Source organism: Iodobacter ciconiae (assembly GCF_003952345.1).
GTDB classification, from domain to species: Bacteria; Pseudomonadota; Gammaproteobacteria; order Burkholderiales; family Chitinibacteraceae; genus Iodobacter; species Iodobacter ciconiae.
Genome location: NZ_CP034433.1, coordinates 1,509,637 through 1,532,550, shown reverse-complemented (window position 1 = coordinate 1,532,550; position 22,914 = coordinate 1,509,637). Strand labels below are relative to the sequence as shown.

Sequence of the window (22,914 nt, the reverse complement as noted above, 5' to 3'; positions counted from 1 at the left end):
ACAGGAAACAGGCGGCAGTAAAAAATAAAATGCGACCTCTGGGAGAGGTCGCATTTTTTAAAGAAGCAGACTGAGCCTAAACGCAGCCAGCTTCTTTACACTGCCAAACGATGCCGGATTTCACGTAATGCTGCAGACATCATGGCTAAGTCTGGTGCGAGTGTTTTCATTTCTTCAAACATTCTGCGGCAATGGGCGATGGCGGTTTCCTGGCTTTGCAGCCATGATTCAACCCGCACAGCTGGCGTGGAGCCAGGGCTTAGCTCAAGTGCGGCACTGGTAAGCGCGATGTGGGCGCGCTGCAGATCGTCGCGGCAGGCTAAGCGGGCCAGTGTTTGCCAGTGATTGGTGCGTGGCAATTGCTCGATCAGACTGTGCAGCCAATCGAGCTCCAGCGCATCCCCCAGTGCAAAGTGGATCGTGGCAACAGTATCCACATCTGCAGTTTGCTTTTTGGTGAGCAGCGCGATATTCAGCAGCTGCGTTGCACCATCAAGGCAGGCACTTTGCTTGGCAAGTGCGGCAGGTACGCCTGCAGCCAGCCAGCTTTGGGTGATTTCCGCCTGTTTCGCTGATCCTGCGTACCACTCGGGCAATTGTGGCAAAAGGGCTGGTATTTTGCCTTTCAGCTCACGAATTAGCTCTGCGTAATCGGGCAGTGTGTCCTGGTTTTGTACGAGCCAGCGTGTTGCATGCTCCAGCTGACGGCGCTCACGCAGCAGCATAGCGTATTGCATTGATGCCGGGATATTGTTATCCAGCGATTCGATCGCAACAAAACGGGCTTCGCTATCAAGCAGCTCGGTGGCGTCATACCAGGCACGCACAATCGTGGCTGGCGGCAGCTCGGTTTCTTCGGAAAGACGGAAAACAAAGCTGATGCCCATGCGGTTGATGGTGCGGTTGGTCAGCTCATTAGCGACAATCTCGCGGCGCAAAGGGTGCTCACCCAAGCGATCACCGAAGCGATCAACGAGTGGTTTAGGGAAGTAAGCCGCCAGCAGGCTGTCCCAATCCGGGCTGTCTGGCAAATCGCTGGCCAGTAAATCCTGGAACAATGCCATTTTTGCGTAGGCCAGTAATACGGCCAACTCTGGGCGCTCCAGTCCTTTGCCTTCTTGCTGACGCGCGGCGATCTGTACATCGGTTGGCAGAAACTCAATGCGCCGGGAAAGACGGCCATTTTTTTCCAGTGCCTGCATAAAGCGCTGATGCACCGGCAAGAGTGATGCTGTCTGCTGGTATTCAAGGCTGATGGCTTCGGTTTGCAGATAGTTGTCCCGCAGCACCAGATTTCCCACTTCATCGGTCATGGAAGCCAGAAGATCATTACGTTGCTTCATGGTCAGATCGCCACCAGCCATCATGCGGCCCAGCAAAATCTTGATATTCACTTCATGATCGGAGCAATCCACCCCGGCAGAGTTATCAATTGCATCGGTATGCACACGGCCACCGTGGGCGGCGTATTCGATCCGGCCAAGCTGGGTAAAGCCCAGATTGCCGCCTTCGGCGATCACTTTGCAGCGAAATTCCTTACCGTCGATACGCACCGCGTCAGTGCCTCTATCGTTGGCTTCGGCCGGGGTCTGTGCGGATGACTTACCATACGTACCAATACCGCCGTTGTAGAACAGATCAACCGGTGCTTTGAGCATGGCGCGGATCAGCTCGCTTGGTTCCAGCTCGTTATCATCCACCTCCAAAATGGCTTTAACTTCAGCCGATAGCGGAATCGACTTAACATTGCGCGGCCATACGCCTCCGCCTGCAGAAATCAGCTCGGCGTTGTAATCGGCCCATGAAGAGCGGGGCAGGTTAAACAGGCGTTCGCGCTCTTTAAACGACAGCTCAGGATCCGGGTTTGGATCAAGGAAAATATGGCGGTGATCAAACGCCCCAAGTAGCTTGGTGTGCTCACTGCGCAGCAGGCCGTTACCGAACACATCGCCAGACATATCACCCACACCAATTACGGTGAATTCATCTGTGCGAGTGTTAATGCCCAGCTCGCGGAACTGGCGCTCCACCGAAACCCACGCGCCCTTGGCGGTAATCCCCATTTTCTTGTGGTCGTAACCCACTGAGCCACCAGAGGCAAAAGCATCATCCAGCCAGAAGCCGTAATCGCGGGAAATGCCGTTGGCAATATCAGAAAACGTGGCAGTGCCTTTGTCTGCGGCCACCACCAGATAAGGATCATCTTCATCTAAACGGTGGACTTGTGCAGGATGAACCACTTCGCCTGCAACCAGATTGTCGGTTAAATCCAGCAGGCCACGAATAAAGTTTTTGTAGCATTCAATGCCGCGTGCCATCAGCGTTTCGCGATCGCCTGGCGGGTTTTTTACTACAAAGCCGCCTTTGGATCCGACCGGCACAATCACGGTGTTTTTTACCATCTGTGCTTTGACGAGGCCAAGCACTTCGGTACGGAAGTCTTCACGGCGATCAGACCAGCGCAAGCCACCACGGGCTACCTTGCCGCCGCGCAAATGCACACCTTCCATTTCTGGCGAGTAAACAAAGATTTCAAATAGCGGCACAGGCTGCGGCATATTCGGAATACGTGCCGATTCTACCTTGAACGACATATACGATTTAATTTTGCCATCGCCATCGAGCTGGAAAAAGTTGGTACGCACTGTTGCCAAAATGGCTGCCAGCAGGCTGGAGAGGATTCGCTCTTCATCTACGCTGGATTGATTAGCGCAGGCCTGACGGATTTCTTCTGCCAGAATTTCTGCCACGCCTGGCGAGTTGCTGACCGGATCGTGCAGCATCACAAACAGCGCCGCCAGTTGCCCACTGAGTTTGCCGTGACGCAAGAGGCAATCGGCAATGATTTCAATGCCGTATTTCAGATTCACCTGACGCATATAGCATGAATAAGCACGCAGAATCAGTACTTCACGCCAGGCAAGGCCCGCTCCCAAAATCAGGCGGTTAAAATTATCGTTTTCGCAGGCGCCTTCAAAAATAGCCGTAAATGCGGCAATCAGGCGTTCGCGGTCGTTGCTGTTTTCCAGCGAAGTGCCTGCAGGCAGACGCAGGCCGATATCAATAATCCAGGCGTGTTCGGTTTGATCAAAAGCCAGTGCATACGGGCGCTCATCCAGCACGCGCACCCCGAGGTTTTCCAAAAGCGGCAGGCAGTCGGATAATTCAATCGGTTTGCCACGGTAAAGTTTTAATCGCCACAAGGTAGGATCAACGACGCTACCCGGGGAAATAGTGATCGCAATCTTGTCGTTTTTCAGGCTGGCTTCCAGCGCTTCAATATCATAAACCGCCACGCGCCCGGTGAAGTCAGCGCAATAAGCAGTTGAAAATGCCCGCTGATAACGCTGATACAACGCCGCACCGATTTCTTCCCCGCGAACATGGGTTAGCTGATTGCGTAAGTCATCCTGCCAGCGCTGGGCCGCGCGGGCGATTTCATCTTCAATTTCTTTAACGTCATAAACAATACGCTCGCCCACCGGCAGATGAATCAGAAAATGAATCCGGGCCAGCGGGCTGTCTGCCAGCAGAACATTGAATTCTGCTTCATGTCCACCCAGGCGCTCCATTAGGATTTTTTCAACCTTCACGCGCACTTCGGTGGTGTAGTTATCCCGCGGCACAAACAGCATCACAGAGACGTAGCGGCGGTAGAGATCTTCGCGAAAAAAGGTGCGCACACGGCTGCGCTCGTGCAGGCTGACCACGCCTTGAGCGATACGGGCCAAATCGTCGATACCGATTTCCAGCAGCTCATCACGCGGATAGGTGTCGATTACGTTTAACAGGGCTTTGCCACGATAACCACCAATGTCGGCATTGCTTGCAAGTAAGACTGCATTAATTTTTTTGCGCAGCAAAGGAATATTACGTGGTGGTGTAGTGTAAGCACTGGCAGTATAAAGACCGAGAATACGTAATTCACCAATGACTTTCCCGCTGGCATCCACTTCACGCAGGCTGACCATATCGAGATAAACAGGGCGGTGGATTAAAGAGCGGGTATCCGCCTTGGTCATTAATATCAGCTGATCTGAACCATAAGCGCGTTCGCGCAAATCAGCGGGTAAAGAGGCCCAGGTATGAGACAGGCCAGAATCACCAGAATCACGTAATAAACCATGACCGGAGCCACCGACAAAGTGTAAGTTGCCGTCATCTGCAAAGCGGTAATCGCGCACACCAAGGAAAATAAAGTGTCCTGCCAGCATCCACTCTAGAAATGCGCTGGTTTCACGCACCAAAACCATATCCAGCGGGGGCGGGCGGTGGCGCAGGCCTTCGAGGGCTGCCGTTACCCGATCCGCCATACCCGGCCAGTCGGTAACGCATGCATCCAGCATGTAAAGAGCATTATTTAAATCATTTTCCAGCTGGGAAAGTGCCTCGACCGCAGTAATGCGGTCGATTTCGATATGCATCCACGATTCAGTGGTCCCTTTTTCATCCATCCCAATCCAGTCGCCATTTTCATTACGGGCAACTTGTAATACAGGGTGAACCACCTGATGTACGCCGTAGCCTAAGCGCGCAACAGCCATACCCACGGTATCAACCAGAAAAGGCCGGTCGGTTTGTACGATTTCAATGACAGTGTGGCTGCTCTGCCAGCCATGATCAGGCACGCTTGGATTATAAATTCTTAATTTCCGGGCGTTTGCCGCTCTGGTGCGGGCAATGCGCCAATGCGCCAGCACCGCGCCAAACCAATCTTCCGGTGTTTTTTCAATTAAATCATCTTCAGAGATGTGGGCGAAGTACGCGGAGAGAAAATCCTGGGTGATTGGCTGGTCACTCGCTGCAGCTAGCTCACCGAGTGCTTTGAGTGTGGACAAAACGGTCATAACAGAAGCTCCGGTTCAGTGTGTCATGACTCTATACCCACCTTTCAGGTATTGCCAGCTTTGGCACATCATGATTTTCACTAATAGCAAGAATTTAATAGTAAGCAGATTGCAGCCAAGTTGTTGTTGTTAATGAATAAGCCTGACTACATGTTATTTTTAACAATAGGGCATTGCGGAAGCAAATGATCAGTTTGTCTAGCCAATCAGACGAAAGACAGCTGACTATTGGCTGACCTGATTGCCTGTAAAAATATGCAGCAAAGAGGCCGCTGCAGGCGATTAACCGGCACAACTATTGTGAGTACCTTGAATACCAAAAAAACAGCAGCACACTGCCGTTTCACCCGGAGCCGGGCCGAAAAGTATTTTTGTAAGCATATATGCACCTGGCCCCGGATAAACGCCCCTGGCGCGTGTTTTTCCAGTATCAGCTGACCTTTGATGCATCGCTGCAGTTTTTAGAGTAGCTGCTGCTTGCCTGGCTAAAGAGGAATTCGAAAATTGGGTAAATTTTCGAATGAGCGTTTATTGAAAGCGATTTATAGCTCATCGGTACGAGACTGAAAACTTACAAGGGAAGGGAAAGCTGCATATCAAAAGGAGGCGGGTCCGGCTAACCCTGTAAGGCTTAATACGCAATTGGCATCTAAATCAGATAAGGAGAAGGCTGAGATGGGCCTGCTTCAATCGCTTAATAACGATTGGCGGGACGGTTTGGCATAAATCCAAAAATTGGATTTTGCGATTTATTCGCCTTTAAATTTTTAAAGTGAGTCATATTATGTTCTCTGGCATTGGTTCTAACATTAGCTCTACAATAAATACGCTCTTTACGGAAAAAAACGCAGGGTCTATGTCCGTAAAGCAATCTCGAATGGCCGGCTCCCTTTATGGTCTTCATAATGATCCGGTTGAAATGACTGATATTATTCCGCAGCAAAATAGCAGAAGTTCATCCACTTTATCTTTAAGTTCTTCCAGTCATCCATTGCCAGCACAAGAGATACCTGATCAGGCTAATAATGGCTGGACACAAAAACTGAAAGGGGCAGCTTCAAGTTTACTTGGCAGTGTTCAGTCCGGGGTTAGTTTAATAGCTAATCACAATATTATTCAGTGCGGGCCTCAATTCAGTGTATTTGGAAATGATTTAAAATTTACACCGACTACTATTGTTAATTTTGCCAATAAATGTGAAAAAATTACATGCTTTCCTATTCATCTGGAACTTGGCGGATTGGTGAAGGGGTTAAATAAGCAGAGCAGCCTTTATGGCTTAGCTGTTAATCAGTATGGCTGCGTTATTCATAGAAATGAAAGCCTTAACCCGTTAAACTGGACTCGAGGTAATTATGTAGTAGAAAAACTGGAACATATCGAGGTAGGCGTCCCGTATAAAAAATGGGGCAATAATGATTTATGGGATGGTTTTGGTTACAGAGGATCAGTTCAAGGCATTGTTGCTTTGGAAGTGGGCAAGACAACCGAAATCAAGCGACAGGATGCCTCTCTTCAGACCGCAAAGGACATGGCTAAAGAAGCCTTTCTGACATGGCCAATTGCAACGATGCAAGCCGTTGGTGCTGCAGCAATGGCGACGCTGGATGAATGTACAAAGGCAGAGCCGGGGCAAGAAAAAAATAATTATGTTAAAGATAAAATAGGTGGGTGTATTTCAAAAATGCTAATTGAAGGCTCTAAAGATAAAGAAAGCACTTACTGGTTTGGAGCCACAATTGGTTATGCAGATATAAATACAAATGTTTTTTTAGTTCCGATCGTTCCCCAGGCAATACCAACAAAATCCAATACAGGTGCGTCTTTTTCATTACAGTTAAATAACTACCTTAGAAAAGGAATAATGGTTTCATATAAAAATGGTAAATTTAATATCCCTGATGATCTGCAAGCCATAGGTAAGTTTTTTGTGCATGCCTGCGGATCAAAAGAAGATGCTATTCAACAGATTGATGATATAAAGTCACAAGTGAGTGTTTCCATTGATGCAAGCACGCTTTCTGCGGGAGCAAAAATACAGGCCCATTCAGATAGTGATGAATTAAATTCAATTCTTCTTAAATCAATAGGTGATTTAGAAGAAAACAAAGGTGCTGAAGATAGTATCAGCGTGATTACAGAACAGCCAAGAAATATTGATAAACCATCGGGTTATCCGCAGGAAAATATAAACCGAGCAGACGCAAAAGTTATTACCGAGCAACCCCGAAGCATGGAAGTAATTGCAGAAGTTCATCAGGAGGAGGATGAGTCTACGCATTTATAAAAAAAGAGTAGACGTCTCCTTATTTATTGGCATTGATCGTTATCGAAAATAACGATTTAATGCTGTATTCAAGATAAATTGGAGTTAAGCTTTGTCCGGAGTGGAGCGTTTACTCGATTTAATACAAAAATTAAGGCTGTACCATTAGCCTGTAAATGGCTCGGTGTTGGCTCGGGAACTGGGTATTGATGTTTACGATCGAGGAAATTGAAGCGCTGGCGCTTGGAGCAAGGTGGGTGGCAGGGCGGGCAGATACGGGTTTGGGAGATGCCGCCAATCAGGCCTTAAGTAAAATTGCAGCCATTTTACCTGTTGAGCTGCGTCTGGAGCTCGATAACGCAGCCTTGTTAGTTGGCCCAAGCCCGTATCCGGCAGGTTCTAGCTAGTGTCTGTTTTATTCCCGGCCAAGCCATAAAGTAAACGTCAACAGAGCGGCTATTGGGGGCGATCGTGCTTTTGCCGTTTTCGCCATACAGAAGGAGAAAGGGCTTCCATTTGCGCCACCATGCTGCTCTGAACGCCTGCGGACTGGCAAATCCGCAATGCTCGATAATGCACTCAATCGAGTGGTGGCCGTCTTTAAGCATACGGTGGGCCAGATCCAGCTTTAATTTTTGCAGGTATTGCTTCAGGGTAATGCCGCAGGCTTGCTGATTGCCACAGTAAGGCAGATCCGCCAAAACGCATTCAGGCTGGCGACAGAATAGTGTATTACTCGCCCGCAACCGTGATGATTGGCGATGATAAATTACAATCTTTTACCGCCATTGGTGAAGTCATGGCAGGGAGCCATATTCTTTTGATATGGGGGGCGGTTTCATTCTTTATCGTAAAGAGGTAGATTGGTGGCCTGCACAGCAAGCGGCCATACAGCCATTATTAGAGCAACTGACGTTTTTTAAAGGGGTGAGTCAGTGGGGCGCGCCATTTCGCTTTGGCCTGTTTGCAATCAACACACAGTATATGCAGATTATTGTGCATGCAATGGGGGCAAATACAGGTGTACCACCGCCTTTATCCTGCAGCGGCCCCAATCAAACAGCTTTTCCTTTTTAAATACACACAAAGTACAGAAAATGAATCCAAAACGTCTTGAAGTGAGTGGCTTTACAGTTGCAGGTATTGCGGTCAGAACAAAAAACAGCGATGAATTCAACCCCACAACGGCCAGAATTGCCAGGCTTTGGGGGCAGTTTTTTACCGAAAACTTAATTGATAAAATCCCGGATCGCCTTGCTGACTCACCTGTTTATGGTGTGTATTCAGAGTTTGAAAACGATGCTAATGGACTTTACGATTTAACCGCTGGTGTATCGGTCCGACAAGCCGGTGACGATTTCACTCATGTCGCTATTGAGCCGGGCAGTTATTTGGTTTTTGAAGGAGCAGGCCCTATGCCCGGCGCTGTGATACAGGCATGGGGCCATGTCTGGACCTATTTTGAACAAAACCCTCAGATCAAACGCAGCTATCAAAGTGATTTTGAATCCTATCTTGGCCCAAGCGAGGTGCATGTTTACATTGGGGTGGCCGCTGAATAAAGTGTTATTCCTGTAAAATCAGGCTGGGCTGCAAGATACTTGCCACCCGCCTGATTGACTCATTTAGACAGGAAAAATCATGCGTAAAGTATTTGCTCTTCTCTTTATGTCTTTATGCTTAATCGCTGGGGCCAGCGCTGTAGCGCCAACACAGACAGCACAAATCCGGTATTTAACCGGCTTAATGGCCCAGCGCCTGGATGTTGCTCCTTTAGTTGCTCAAAGCAAATGGAACACTGGTGCTGCGATCAATGATCCGGTTCGTGAGCAGGCTATTCTGGCTGATGTACAAAAACAAGCACTGGCAATTGGCCTTGATCCCCGCTTTGCTGCGGCTTTTTTTCAAGCTCAGTTTGATGCTGGCAAGCTGATACAAAGTCAGCTTCATCAAAAATGGCAATTACAAAAACAGGCACCATTTTCGCCCGCCCCTGATCTGGCCAAAGATGTGCGGCCCATATTAGATAGCTTAACCCCGCAGCTGCTAATAGCCATAAAAGAGGTGCAAGCCAATTTATGCCAGCCAGAGACAAAACGCCAGTTGCAACAGGCAGGAGCTCTTTCCCGGTTTGATCCAGAGGTAAGAGATGCGGCAGTCAGTATATTAAAATGCCCTTAAAAACCTGCAGCTAAATAGTTATTCTTAGCCAGGGGAGACACCTTGATGTGAATTGAGCGTGCCTGCAGCCATTATTCGCAGCTAGGCATTAAGGACGTAATTACTTAGCAAACAGCGGCGAAGAAAGTGAGTCACTCTGTTAGAATCCTGCCCCATGATACGACTTAAATCCCTCACTCTAAGACGCGGCACCAAGGTGCTGCTTAATTCTGCAGACCTTCTCTTGCAACCCGGCAGTAAAACCGGTGTAGTAGGGGCCAATGGTGCAGGTAAATCCAGCTTCTTTGCGCTGATGCGCGGCGAATTACACCCGGATGGCGGCGACATCGAAATGCCGCCACGCATCACCATCAGCCACGTAGCTCAGGAAACGCCTGCACTGGATTGCTCAGCGCTTGATTATGTACTGGATGGCGATCGTGAATTACGCCGTTTAGAGCACGAATTAGAAAACGTTTCGCATGATGATGGCATTCGCCACGGCGAGCTACTTGGCGAATTTGACGCCATTGATGGCTATACCGCAGCATCACGCGGCGCAAAACTACTGGCAGGTCTGGGCTTTTCTACCGAAGAACTTTCAAACTCTGTATCCAGTTTTTCCGGCGGCTGGCGTATGCGTCTGAACCTGGCTCAGGCTTTGATGTGCCGCTCAGACTTGCTGCTTTTGGATGAGCCAACCAATCACTTGGATCTGGAAACCGTAGTCTGGCTTGAGCAATGGCTCAAAACTTACCAAGGCATGCTGCTGGTGATTTCGCACGATCGTGATTTTCTTGACAATACCATCAAGCAAATTCTGCATGTGGAAGGCGGCACATTGACGCTTTACACCGGTACCTATGAAGACTTTGAAAACCAGCGCGCCGAGCGTTTATCGCTGCAGCAGCTGGCTTTTGATAAACAACAGCGCACGATTAATCACTTAGAATCCTTTATTACCCGCTTTAAAGCCAAAGCAAGTAAGGCACGCCAGGCACAAAGCCGGGTTAAAGCACTGGAAAAAATGGAGCGTATTTCGGCCGCCCATGTTGATTCACCATTTACGTTTGCATTTCGCGAGCCTGAAAACAGCCCTAATCCTTTAGTTAAACTGGAAAACGGCCAGGCTGGCTACGATATTAATCGCCCCATTCTGAAAGATCTGACACTAAGCCTTGAAAACGAAGCACGCCTTGGTTTGCTCGGCGTGAATGGTGCAGGTAAATCGACCTTTATTAAAGCTTTGGCAGGCGAAAACCCTCTGCTGTTGGGTGAGCGCGAAGAGGGTAAGGGCTTAAAAATCGGTTACTTTGCCCAGCATCAGCTCGAGCATTTACGTCTGGATGAATCGCCACTCTGGCATATGCAAAAGATTGATCCGCAAACGCGCGAGCAAGAACATCGCAACTTCTTGGGTGGCTTTGATTTTAACGGCACCATGGCCACCAGTAAGATCGAGCCATTTTCTGGTGGTGAAAAAGCACGTCTGGCACTGGCGCTGCTCATTTGGCAAAAGCCGAATCTGTTACTGCTGGACGAGCCAACCAATCACTTAGATATCGAAATGCGCCAAGCATTAACCATGGCACTGCAAGATTTCGAAGGGGCTATCATTGTGGTCTCGCACGACAGGCACTTACTGCGCGCCACAGTCGATGATTTCTGGCTGATTGAAGACGGCACCGTTCGCCCCTTTGATGGCGATCTGGATGAGTACACCAGATACAGCCAGCAAAAGCGTAGTGAAGAAAACAGCGCATTGCGTAATTCAAGCAGCGCTATCGATCGTAAGGCACAGAAAAAGCTGGAGGCCGACGCACGTCAGCGCAATGCCGTACTGCGTAAGCCTGTAGAGAAAAAACTCGCCAAGGTTGAAAAAGACATCGCAGTGTTTACGGCAGAAATGCAGAAAGTGGTGGCTTTACTGGCTGAAGAAAGCCTGTATTTACCTGCCAGAGCGGCTGAATTAAAAACAGCACGTGCGCAAGAAACTGAGCTCAAAAATAAATTAGATCCTCTGGAAGCATTGTGGTTAGAGATCTCCGATGAATTAGAAACTTTGCGGTAAATAAATATGTGCCGCACACACCTGAATCAATCATTGATTCAGGTGTTTTTGTTTGTTTCCCGGATTATCAACTTTACGAGTGGCTATATATTTTATTTGTGAAAGGATTCTCCTGTCCTACCTTAGTGCTGTAACACACGCACTAAGTTATTAGATTCATTGGATTTGTTAAATATATTGGATAAGCATGAAAACCTTAATTTTATTGGGGGGCGGACACGCCCATCTTGCTGTGCTAAAACAGCTGCAAAAAGGTACCCCTGAAGGTTGGAGAGTGCAGCTATTGTCCCCATCAAAATACCAGACCTACTCAGGCATGCTGCCTGGCTGGATTGCTGGTCATTACTCCCTTAGCGATTGCCAGATTGATTTACAGCGTTTATGCCAATCTGCCCATGTCGAATTTATTATTGATCAAGCGGCAAGTATCGATGCGGATCATTGCAATGTGTCGTTAAACAGCCAAGCGACGCTGACCTATGATCTATTGTCCATAGATATCGGTGGTGAATCAGATGTTAGTCATTTAGCGCTTGCTGCCGATAAATTGATTCCAATTCGTCCCCTTGATTATTTTATTCAAAAATGGGGTGAAATTGTTAATCAGCTGGAGCAGGGCAGGGCACTACGTATTGCAGTTGTAGGTGGAGGCGCTGCGGGTATTGAATTGGCCCTTGCCATGCAATACTTCAGGCAAAATCTAAAACTGCCGCTAGAGATTGATTTTATCTGTTCAAGCCGTGGAATCTTGCCTGGCTTCACTCAGGCAGTAAGGGGCAGAGCGCAGCAGGCCATGCTCAATAATGGAATTCGCCAGCATCAAGCTATTGCTAAAGGTATCGAAGGAGGGCTATTACTCTCCAATGGAGTGCGTATTGCCGCAGATTTTATTGTGGCGGCACCAGGCGTGCGTGCGCCGCTTTGTTTATCCGGTTCCAAGCTTGCACTCAATAAACGAGGGTTTATTGCTCTTAATGATGCGCAACAAAGTATTTCTCACCCGAACGTGTTTGCCGCAGGGGATGTTGGCTCCAGATCCGTTGAACATGAAAAATCAGGGGTTCATGCTGTCCGGGCAGGGCCTGTTCTTGCAAAAAATCTGTTTGATATGATGCAAGGGCGCTCTTCGCTGGTTCATTACACACCTAAAAGAACAACACTCTACCTGCTGGCCACAGGCCCAAAACATGCAATTGCGTCATGGGGCAACTTCAGTGCGGATGGCTATTGGGTCTGGCTCTGGAAACGCTGGATAGATCTTAATTTTATCAAAAAATGCCGTAATTAATGGTCAGTTAATTTTGATGCTAAAGCTTACACCAAACAAAATTTACGCATGCACTGTAATAAAAACAATCGTTATCCGACCAAAAACAGGTATAGATGTGAGGTGAGCTCCTGCCTCATGGTCATTTCAATACATTATTGCAGGCCAGCTACGCATGAATAAAAAAATACCAGTCATTGTACTGCTCTTGTTACTAGGTTTGTTTTTTAGCTTTGACCTGCAGCAATGGCTCACACTGGAGCAACTTAAAAGCAGTCAGGCTCAATTGAGTCTATGGCAGCAGCAATCTCCTTACTTGCTTGGGCTGGTTTTCTTTGCGGCTTACATCCTGGTAACAGCACTATCATTGCCTGGCGCTGTGATCATGACTTTAGCAGCGGGCGCAATTTTTGGTTTAACGACCGGAACGCTGATCGTCTCTTTTGCCTCGTCTATCGGTGCAACGCTGGCATTTTTAACTTCACGTTATGTCTTTCAAAATAGCGTGCAGCAGCATTTTGGCAATCAATTAGCCGGTATTGACGCAGGAATAGCGCGGGATGGCGCGTTTTATCTTTTTACCCTCAGGCTGCTGCCTGTTTTTCCCTTCTTTTTGATTAATTTATTGATGGGCTTAACGTCATTAAAGACGCGTACTTTTTACTGGGTAAGCCAGGCCGGGATGCTGGCAGGTACAGTGGTGTATGTAAACGCGGGGACGCAGCTGGCCAAGATTGAATCACTATCGGGCATTTTATCGCCTGCGCTATTATTTTCATTTGTACTGCTTGGCGTTTTTCCCTTATTGGCCAAATGGGTGGTTACCTGTTTCCAGCGTCGTAAAATCTATAAAAAGTGGAATAAACCCAAGCAATTTGATCGCAATCTGATCGTCATTGGGGGTGGTGCGGCGGGCTTGGTATCGGCTTATATTGCAGCAGCAGTGAAAGCTAAAGTCACCCTGATTGAAGCGCATAAAATGGGGGGGGATTGCCTCAATTATGGTTGCGTGCCCAGCAAGGCCTTAATTAGTAGCGCCAAATTGGCGTATCAGATGCGCCATGCCAGTCACCATGGCTTAAACGACAGCACCAGCGCGTTTAGTTTTCGCGCAGTCATGAAGCGTGTACAGACGGTGATCCTTGCAGTTGAGCCACACGACAGCGTCGAGCGCTACACCAAACTGGGCGTGGACGTCCTGCAAGGCTACGCCACACTGATCGATCCATGGACTGTATCGGTCAAACACCAAGATGGCAGCGAACAACGCTTAACAGCGCGAAGCGTCATTATCGCTGCAGGTGCAGAGCCGATTGTGCCGGATTTACCCGGCATCAACGAGACGGGTTATTACACCAGCGATACGCTTTGGGAAGCTTTTGCCCGGATGGATGAAATACCGCGCCGGATGGTGATTTTAGGGGGAGGGCCGATAGGCTGCGAGCTGGCGCAAAGCTTTGCCCGTCTGGGCGCTCAGGTTTACCAAATAGAACGGGGCAACCGCCTTATGCCACGTGAGGACACCGAAGTTTCTGAATTTGCTCAGACCCAGCTGAGCAAAAGCGGTGTGCAGGTGTTAACCGGGCATATAGCCCTTCGCTGTGAAGTGAAAGATGGTCAAAAATGGCTGATGGTCAAAACACCAAATGGAGAGCAATCAATTGCGTTTGATGCTCTGGTTTGTGCTGTTGGCCGTAAAGCGCGGCTTTCGGGTTATGGACTGGAGCAGCTAGGCGTTGAAACGACACGAACCGTGATCACCAATGATTATCTGCAAACCCTTTACCCGAATATCTATGCCGCAGGTGATGTAGCAGGGCCGTATCAATTTACCCATACCGCTGCACATCAGGCATGGTATGCCAGCGTCAATGCGCTATTTGGGGAATTTAAACGCTTTAAAGTGGATTACTCTGTGATTCCATGGTGCACCTTTATTGATCCCGAGGTAGCGCGGGTAGGTTTGTCGGAGCAGGACGCCAAGGCTGGCGGCATTGCCTATGAAGTGACGCGTTTTGATATAGATGACCTTGACCGTGCTATTGCCGATGGTGCAGCACAGGGCTTTATCAAGGTATTGACCGTGCCGGGTAAAGATAAGATTTTAGGCGTTACTATCGTCGGCGCTCACGCGGGGGAATTATTAGCCGAATATGTACTAGCCATGAAGCATGGGCTGGGGCTGAATAAAATTCTGGGCACTATCCACACTTATCCAACGATGGCAGAAGCAAACAAATATGTTGCCGGGGAATGGAAGCGCGCCCATGCGCCAGCGAAGCTTCTGCAATGGGCTGAAAAGTATCATCGCTGGGCCCGTGGCTAATACACAGGAGGCTGTGTGCTGATTTCAAATTACAGGGTTAATTCAAAAATGATAAAAATTTTACCGGTTTTATTCGCACTGAGTCTTAGCTCCGCCGCGATGGCCAACACCCATTGGAATAAGGTCGAAGCCGAGGCCAGGGGCCAGACTGTATATTTTAATGCCTGGGGTGGTGGGGAAAATATTAATGCCTACATTGATTGGGCCGCAAAGCAAGCCAAGCAAAAATATGGTGTGACAGTCAAACATGTCAAAGTGACAGATGCTGCGGATGTTGTTAAGCGGATTAAAACCGAAGTAGAAGCGGGGCGTATTGCGGACGGCTCGGTGGATTTTCTCTGGGTGAATGGAGAAAATTTCAAAGCACTCAAGCAAGGAAAATTACTATATGGTCCATGGGCAGAAAGCCTGCCCAACTGGAGCTATGTTGACCTAAAAAAACCAGTACAAGTCGATTTCTCAGAGCCCACCGATGGGCTTGAAATGCCATGGGGAACCGCGCAGCTCACTTTTATTGCCAACCAAGTCACCGTCAAAAATCCTCCACGCTCAGCGCAAGCTTTGCTGGCTTTTGCCAAAGCCAATGTGGGCCAGGTCAGTTATCCAAAACCACCAGACTTTCACGGCACAACCTTTATCAAGCAATTGCTACTTGAGCTGAACCCCGACACGAAAATACTACAGCAGCCTGTTAATTCAGAATCAATGACTAAAGCCACTGCGTCACTCTGGGCGTATTTAGATCAACTGCATCCGGCACTTTGGCGCAAAGGTAATAGCTTCCCCAAAAGTGCGGCAGACATGAACCGTATGCTGGCCGATGGCGAGCTAAAGCTCTCGCTGACCTTTAATCCTAATGAGGCGGCCAATCTGATTGCAACTCAACAACTACCCAAAACAGCATATAGCTTTGGCTTTAGCAAAGGCACGATTGGCAACGTTCATTTTCTAGCTATTCCAAGCAATGCAAAATCCAAAGCGGGCGCTCAGGTATTTGCCAACTTTCTGCTTTCTCCCGAAGCGCAAGCAAAAAAAGCAGATTTAAAGATCTGGGGCGATCCAAGCGTATTGGCCATCGATAAGATTCCGGCTCAATACCGCCAGTCCATGCAGATGACAGCACCGGGCGCACTAGCCGAAAAAGTGCCTACGCTTGCCGAGCCGCATTCAAGCTGGGTTGCAGCAATTGAGGCCGAATGGCTTAAGCGTTATGGTGCAAAATAAGTGAACACTCTCTCGCCTTGTAAGCCGGTGAGATTGGTAAGTAAGGGCAGCTTCTGGCTCGCCCTTGGCTTAATCAGTATGGTTTTCTTGCCTCTTATGCCAGGCCTGTACCGGATAGGGGTTGATTTTGTCCAGGCAAGCCATTGGCTGGCCATTTGGCAAGACTCACAAACGAAGTCAGCCCTGATTGCAACGCTGACCTCCACAATAATGAGTGGGGTATTGGCGTTAGGGCTAGCTCTGTCAATCTCCACAGAGCAATATCCGCTAAAAGCATGGCAAGCCACTGTAAAGCGGCTACCTGTCTTGCTGGCGATGCCTCATGCTGCGTTTGCAATAGGCTTCGCTTTTTTATTTGCACCAGCGGGCTGGCTGGCCCGTGCCATTACACCCTTGGCGGGATGGAATACCCCCCCTAATTGGCTGACTGTACAAGACCCTTATGGGATCAGCCTGGGCATTGCCCTGGCGATCAAAGAGAGCTTTTTTCTGCTGTGGGTGATCATGAATTTATTAGGCGAGCGGTACATCGCCCAGCAAATCACCGTAGCGCGTAGCATGGGGTATCAGCGGCAACAGATCTGGCGCAGCATTATTTTGCCGCAGATAGGGCCCCGAATGATATGGCCCTTTATGGCGGTGCTGGCCTACAGTCTGTCTGTCGTTGATATGGCGCTGATTTTAGGGCCAGGCACTCCGCCAACCTTTGCTGTACTGACGTGGCAATGGCTCTCCGATACTGATCCGCAGCTACAGGCTCAAGGCAATATTGCCTCCGTGATCCTGCTGATAACCCTATTGGCTTTAGGTATATTACTGCGTGTCAGCTGGTGGCTTTACCAGCGCTTTGCGCTCAATTTTACTGGTATTCGCCAGCCCAATCGCATATCAGTAATGTCGCGGCTTTATCGCTTAAGTGTATGGATGAGCTTCGGGCTGATGGGTCTTATTTTTATCTGGTCCTTGGCGCAAAGCTGGTTTTTCCCTTCTTTATGGCCTGATGCACTCAGTATTGAGGCCTGGATGAGCGCTGACTTTATCCCTTTTAAAACCTCACTCTGGCTGGGTCTGTCATCAAGTTTTCTGGCCTTAGTAATGGTTTTAATCTGGCTGGAATGGGGGCCCAGGCACAGCAATGCATGGCTCTATGCTCCGCTGATTTTCCCTGTCATCCCACTGGCAGCGGCGCAGTATTTTACACTGCTGCATTTACATTTGGATGGCACCGCCATTGGCTTGATTTGGAGCCATCTGCTCTGGGTTTTGCCCTATATCTTACTGAGTCTGGCCGGCGCTTATCGGCAATTCGATCCACGACTGATGCTAACTGCACAAGCATTGGGTTACTCACGCTGGAAAACATGCCTGTATATAAAGTGGCCTTTACTAATGCGCCCCATTCTGGCGGCTACCGCCTTGGGTTTTACAGTCAGTATTGCGCAGTATCTGCCAACATTATTTGCGGGGGCAGGGCGATATAGCACCGTAACTACCGAAGCAATCGCGCTCAGCAGCAGCGGTAATCGTCGAACGATGGCTATTCAGTCCGTTTTACTGATGGTATTACCTTTTCTGGCTTTCGGATTAGCTGCAATGGTAAGCAATTGGCGAGCAAAACACCGCAGAGGATTACGTTAAAGTGTTGGAAATAAAATCACTAAGCATTAAGTATATTGACCAGTGCCTGATAAGAAAACTGGATGCACAGATTGCGCCTGGTGAAATTTTAACCCTGATGGGCGCTTCTGGTTCCGGAAAATCAACGGTATTGCATTGGATCATTGGCGCGCTGGACCCGGTTTTTCATGCAGAAGGTGAGTTAATTCTCAATGCAAATCGCATTGATCAAAGCCCGACCGAGTTGCGCCGCATTGGTATTTTATTTCAGGACGACCTTTTGTTTGCCCATTTAAGCGTCGGGCAAAACCTGGCATTTGCTCTGGCAAATGATATAAAAGGCAGAGCTCTGCGCCGCCAAAGCATTGAAACGCATCTGACGCAGATTGGTTTAACCGGTTTTTATGATCGCGACCCGGCGTCGCTTTCTGGAGGGCAGCGTGCGCGGATAAGTGTTTTGCGTGCATTACTGGCAAAACCTCAGGCACTCTTGCTGGATGAGCCGTTTGCTAAACTCGACGCTGTATTACGCGAGCAATTTCGTGCTTTCGTCTTTGAACGCGTCAAACAATTGGCTATTCCAACTCTTTTGGTTACCCATGATATGGCCGATATCCCAGCGCAAGGCAGGGTACTTAAGATCGAGGATTTTCAGTATGCTTGATCGAAAAATACTGGAAGCCATCGCTCCGCCGGTTAAAAACGCCGCATGCCGTTTACTCGCACTCGGGCTGCGGGCTAACCACATTAGCTGGATCGGATTTATTCTGGGCTTATGCAGTGTGCCGATGATTATTTGGGGGCAGATGGAATGGGCACTTGCATTAATTTTATTTAACCGGCTCGCCGATGGCCTCGACGGGGCTATGGCAAGGCAAAGTCAGCCAACCGATCGCGGGGCTTTTTTAGACATCACACTCGATTTTCTATTTTACTCCGCAGTCCCATTGGCTTTTGCCTTGGCCAATCCGGCCGAAAACGCCCTTGCCGCAGCCGTCTTGATTTACAGCTTTATTGGTACAGGCTGTAGCTTTTTAGCCTTTGCTATTTTGGCGGCAAAACGCGGTTTATCTAGTGACATTTACCCGCGAAAAGGCTTTTACTACCTGGGCGGCTTAACTGAGGCAACCGAGACCATTTGTGTATTTATGCTGATGTGTCTAATGCCGCATTGGTTCTCAGTGCTGGCGTATGGTTTTGCCACGCTGTGCGCAATCACCACAGTGACGCGCATTTTTGCTGCATATCAAATATTCACTGAACAGGGATAATTGCCATGAAACCACTTATATCTTACCTGCTGAGCATCAGCTTTTTGATAAGTACACACCTAGTTAAGGCCGAGACAACTGCGGTTGGGCTATTTTCCCAAGGGCAACTTGGCGGCTGGGAAGAGAAAACATTTAAAGGAACTACGCATTACAAACTACAACCAGAAGGCAGCGCACAAGTCTTGGCTGCAACCATATCGGGAGGGGCGTCAGGAAAATTCAAAAAAATAAAAATCGACCTAAATCGTACTCCCTATCTCAATTGGCGCTGGAAAGTTGATCAGACATGGCTTGGGCTGAACGAAAAGACAAAATCTGGCGATGATTATCCTGCGCGCCTCTATGTTGTTGTCGAGCGAGGTTTATTCGGCATTTCATCCAAAACAGTTAACTACGTTTGGGCTAGCCAGCAATCAGTTGGCAGCTTATGGCCCAATGCTTTTACTACTCAAGCAGCATTAATTGCTGTCGAAAGCGGCAATAAAAACATCCAACAATGGCGCAGCTACAAACGCAATGTTAAAGCCGATTTGCGCCAAGCTTTCGGTGAGGATTTTACGCACATTGATGCCGTTGCCCTGATGAGTGATGGAGATAACAGCCAACAAACTGGCCGTGCATACTTTGGAGATATTTGGTTTACAGCAGATTAAAGAGCCATGACTGTTTGATAGGCTGCTTGGGGTGTTTCACAACCCCAAGCCTAATTTCTTTAACACTCTGTATGTTTTTAACTTTACATAATATACATTATGCGAATAGAAGTAAAATGATCAGGCGCAATTTGATATTTATCAAGTAGTATTAGGCTACTCAGTATATTCTGCAGGTATTCACTTTACACCGCGTGAACCAGCAACAAGTTCGCAGGTCCCAGCTAGCTAGGATTTCTAAGCCGTTTATAAAGTTTCTTTGGAGATGAAAATGACTGTTTCTAACATTCAAGAACTCGATGCACTGATGGAGCGGGTTAAAAAAGCGCAACAGCTTTTTGCAACGTATTCACAAGAGCAAGTTGATAAAATTTTCCGTGCAGCTGCACTGGCTGCAGCAGATGCACGTTTGCCATTAGCCAAACAAGCCGTTGCCGAAACCGGCATGGGTGTGCTTGAAGATAAAGTAATCAAAAATCACTTTGCTTCTGAATACATTTATAACGCCTACAAAGACGAAAAAACCTGCGGCATTCTGTCTCAGGATGACGCTTACGGCATTATCACGATTGCAGAGCCGATCGGGATTATTTGCGGGATTGTGCCAACAACCAACCCTACTTCTACCGCCATTTTCAAAGCGTTGATTGCACTTAAAACACGTAACGGCATTGTCTTTAGCCCGCATCCGCGAGCAAAAGGATCAACCTGTGAAGCTGCGCGCATTGTGCTGGATGCTGCCGTTGCTGCTGGTGCGCCACGCGATATTATTGGCTGGATTGATGAGCCTACTGTTGAGCTGTCTAACCAGCTCATGAAACATAAATACATTAACCTTATTCTTGCAACCGGCGGCCCAGGCATGGTTCGTGCAGCTTACTCTTCGGGTAAACCTGCAATTGGTGTGGGCGCGGGTAATACACCGGTTGTTATTGATGAAACAGCGGATATCAAACGCGCTGTTGCCTCTATTTTAATGTCCAAAACCTTTGATAATGGTGTGGTTTGCGCATCAGAGCAGTCCGTCATCATTGTTGACAGCATTTATGAAGCAATGAAAGCTCGCTTTGCACAAAGCGGCGGCCACATTTTAAGCAAGAAAGAAGCCGATGCTGTTCGGAAGGTAATCTTGATTGATGGCAATCTGAATGCTGGTGTAGTTGGCCAGGCTGCAGTAAAAATTGCCGAGATGGCGGGTATTAAAGTACCTAGTTACACAAAGATTCTGATCGCCGAAGTGACATCAACCGGCGAAGAAGAAGCCTTTGCACATGAAAAGCTTTCACCCACTCTGGCGATGTATCGCGCCAAAGACTTTTATGATGCGGTTACCAAGGCAGAAGCCCTGGTTGCGCTTGGCGGGATTGGTCACACCTCTGCGCTATACACCGATCAGGATCAGCAACACGAGCGCATCGCTTATTTTGGCGACAAGATGAAAACCGCCCGTATCCTGATCAACTCCCCTGCTTCGCAAGGCGGGATTGGTGACTTGTACAACTTCAAACTTGCACCATCGTTGACACTGGGTTGCGGTTCATGGGGTGGTAATTCTATCTCTGAAAATGTAGGTCCAAAACACCTGATCAACACCAAAACTGTCGCTAAACGGGCCGAAAATATGTTGTGGCACAAACTCCCTAAAAACATTTATTTCCGCCGTGGCTGCCTGCCGTTTGCACTGGCTGATCTTGCTGGCAAAAAGCGCGCTACTATCGTCACCGGCCCTTATTTGTTTGCTAACGGCTACAGCGATGAAACCATCAAAGTACTGAAGCAGATGGGCATGGAAGTTGAAGTGTTCCACGAAGTAGAAGCAGATCCGACACTGGAAGTCGTACGTAAAGGTGTGCATGCGCTGAATCTATTTAAGCCTGATGTAATTATTGCACTGGGTGGCGGCTCGCCAATGGATGCTGCCAAGATTATGTGGGTAATGTACGAGCACCCGGAAGTTCACTTCGAAGATCTTGCATTACGCTTTATGGATATCACTAAGCGCATTTACAAGTTCCCTAAGATGGGTATTAAGGCTGAATTGGTTGCGATTCCAACTACATCAGGTACAGGTTCTGAAGTTACGCCATTTGCAGTGGTGACAGACGAAAAAACCGGTATGAAGTATCCAATCGCTGATTACGAACTCACTCCGAATATGGCGATTATTGATGCCGATTTAGTGATGAATATGCCCAAAAGCCTGACTGCTTTTGGTGGTATTGACGCAGTAACGCACGCTTTGGAAGCTTATGTGTCCGTATTGGCCAATGAGTATTCTGATCCGCAAGCATTGCAATCGCTGAAGCTACTGAAAGAAAACCTGCCATCGTCTTACTTGAACGGCGCAAAAGATCCAAAAGCGCGCGAACTGGTACACAATGCGTCAACCATCGCGGGTATCGCGTTTGCCAATGCATTCCTGGGAGTTTGTCACTCCATGGCGCACAAGCTGGGTGCGGAGTTCCACCTTGCTCACGGTCTGGCTAATGCTTTATTGATTTCTAACGTAATTCGTTTCAATTCGGCAGATATTCCAACCAAGCAAACTGCATTTAGCCAATACGATCGCCCACAAGCACGTTGCCGTTATGCAGATATTGCCGAGCACCTTGATCTTGGCGGCAAGAATGATGAGCAAAAAGTGGCTAATTTGATTGCCTGGGTTGAAGAGCTGAAAGCAACCATCCAGATCCCTGCCTCAATCAAGGAAGCAGGTGTTCCTGAAGCGCTGTTCCTGTCTAAAGTGGATCAGCTGGCCGAAGAGGCATTTGATGATCAGTGCACTGGCGCTAACCCGCGCTACCCATTGATTTCAGAGCTAAAACAGCTTCTGCTTGACAGCTACTACGGCAATGCCTTCGTAGAGAAGCATCTACGCGAAGAAACTAAATAAGCGTATTTTCTTTAAAAACAAGCCCCGCCTTTTTTGCGGGGTTTGTTTTTTTGTACATCACGACTCGTCACGCAGATATTCAGAATACTTAATTTAATTTGCTTAATTAGGGTTACGTTTACTATAAAACCGGCAGGTTGTTATCATGACTCTGCTTGTTTTACCCAAACGTTTTTAGTGTTGTCGTATATTTCACCACGGGCAAATAATTCGCCAGGTCTTTGTTCTATTGGCCTTTGTGCTTGTCAATCCATAGGTCAGGGTAAAAGCTTACACATTCAAAACGTGACAGTAGATACATTCAGTCACTAAAATGGCG

General features: G+C 48.2%; 15 protein-coding genes. 13 read left to right on the top strand and 2 right to left on the bottom strand.

Annotated elements, in window-relative coordinates; genetic code table 11:
- Positions 1 to 95: 95 nt before the first annotated feature.
- Entirely contained in the window at positions 96 to 4,847 is a 4,752-nt protein-coding gene (locus EJO50_RS06670) for an NAD-glutamate dehydrogenase (protein ID WP_125972633.1), read from the bottom strand.
- Between the two features lie 877 nt (positions 4,848 to 5,724).
- On the opposite strand from EJO50_RS06670, the gene EJO50_RS06665 reads away from it, so the two are divergent.
- Together EJO50_RS06665 and EJO50_RS06660 are read left to right on the top strand one after the other, a co-directional pair.
- A complete protein-coding gene (locus tag EJO50_RS06665) occupies positions 5,725 to 7,134 on the top strand; it encodes a hypothetical protein (protein WP_125972631.1) in 1,410 nt (469 codons plus the stop codon).
- Positions 7,135 to 7,322: 188 nt separating this feature from the next.
- The gene (locus EJO50_RS06660) at positions 7,323 to 7,520 is read left to right on the top strand and encodes a hypothetical protein (RefSeq protein ID WP_125972629.1); all 198 of its coding nucleotides are present in this window, start codon (positions 7,323 to 7,325) and stop codon (positions 7,518 to 7,520) included.
- Here EJO50_RS06660 and EJO50_RS06655 read toward each other — a convergent pair.
- A complete protein-coding gene (locus EJO50_RS06655) occupies positions 7,482 to 7,814 on the bottom strand; it encodes a helix-turn-helix domain-containing protein (RefSeq protein WP_206434467.1) in 333 nt (110 codons plus the stop codon). The genes EJO50_RS06660 and EJO50_RS06655 overlap by 39 nt on opposite strands.
- Before the next feature lie 396 nt (positions 7,815 to 8,210).
- Here EJO50_RS06655 and EJO50_RS06650 point away from each other — a divergent pair, with 396 nt between their 5' ends.
- The 11 genes from EJO50_RS06650 to adhE all read left to right on the top strand — a co-directional run bounded on the left by EJO50_RS06650 (position 8,211) and on the right by adhE (position 22,595).
- Positions 8,211 to 8,675 carry a GyrI-like domain-containing protein gene (locus EJO50_RS06650; RefSeq protein ID WP_125972627.1) on the top strand — a complete coding sequence of 155 codons (465 nt, stop codon included), beginning with the start codon at positions 8,211 to 8,213 and terminating at the stop codon, positions 8,673 to 8,675.
- A gap of 79 nt (positions 8,676 to 8,754) precedes the next feature.
- Entirely contained in the window at positions 8,755 to 9,294 is a 540-nt protein-coding gene (gene aroQ, locus EJO50_RS06645; protein ID WP_125972625.1) for a gamma subclass chorismate mutase AroQ, read from the top strand.
- Positions 9,295 to 9,448: 154 nt separating this feature from the next.
- On the top strand, positions 9,449 to 11,344 hold the full coding sequence (locus EJO50_RS06640) for an ATP-binding cassette domain-containing protein (RefSeq protein WP_125972623.1): 1,896 nt from the start codon (positions 9,449 to 9,451) through the stop codon (positions 11,342 to 11,344).
- Positions 11,345 to 11,531: 187 nt separating this feature from the next.
- Positions 11,532 to 12,632, top strand: a complete 1,101-nt coding sequence (locus tag EJO50_RS06635) for an FAD-dependent oxidoreductase (RefSeq protein ID WP_125972621.1) — start codon at positions 11,532 to 11,534, stop codon at positions 12,630 to 12,632.
- Positions 12,633 to 12,786: 154 nt separating this feature from the next.
- Positions 12,787 to 14,937, top strand: coding sequence for a dihydrolipoyl dehydrogenase family protein (locus EJO50_RS06630; RefSeq protein WP_125972619.1), 2,151 nt, complete (start codon positions 12,787 to 12,789; stop codon positions 14,935 to 14,937).
- A 48-nt stretch (positions 14,938 to 14,985) separates the two neighbouring features.
- Positions 14,986 to 16,161 carry an ABC transporter substrate-binding protein gene (locus tag EJO50_RS06625; protein ID WP_125972617.1) on the top strand — a complete coding sequence of 392 codons (1,176 nt, stop codon included), beginning with the start codon at positions 14,986 to 14,988 and terminating at the stop codon, positions 16,159 to 16,161.
- Positions 16,162 to 17,799 carry an ABC transporter permease gene (locus EJO50_RS06620; protein WP_125972615.1) on the top strand — a complete coding sequence of 546 codons (1,638 nt, stop codon included), beginning with the start codon at positions 16,162 to 16,164 and terminating at the stop codon, positions 17,797 to 17,799.
- Position 17,800: 1 nt separating this feature from the next.
- The gene (locus EJO50_RS06615) at positions 17,801 to 18,442 is read left to right on the top strand and encodes an ATP-binding cassette domain-containing protein (protein ID WP_125972613.1); all 642 of its coding nucleotides are present in this window, start codon (positions 17,801 to 17,803) and stop codon (positions 18,440 to 18,442) included.
- Positions 18,435 to 19,049, top strand: coding sequence for a CDP-alcohol phosphatidyltransferase family protein (locus EJO50_RS06610; RefSeq protein ID WP_125972611.1), 615 nt, complete (start codon positions 18,435 to 18,437; stop codon positions 19,047 to 19,049). Before EJO50_RS06615 ends, EJO50_RS06610 begins: the two co-directional genes overlap by 8 nt.
- Before the next feature lie 5 nt (positions 19,050 to 19,054).
- On the top strand, positions 19,055 to 19,702 hold the full coding sequence (locus EJO50_RS06605) for a DUF3047 domain-containing protein (RefSeq protein ID WP_125972609.1): 648 nt from the start codon (positions 19,055 to 19,057) through the stop codon (positions 19,700 to 19,702).
- A gap of 271 nt (positions 19,703 to 19,973) precedes the next feature.
- Positions 19,974 to 22,595: a bifunctional acetaldehyde-CoA/alcohol dehydrogenase gene (adhE, locus tag EJO50_RS06600; protein WP_125972607.1), complete on the top strand. Its 2,622-nt coding sequence runs from the start codon at positions 19,974 to 19,976 to the stop codon at positions 22,593 to 22,595.
- Positions 22,596 to 22,914 lie beyond the last annotated feature (319 nt).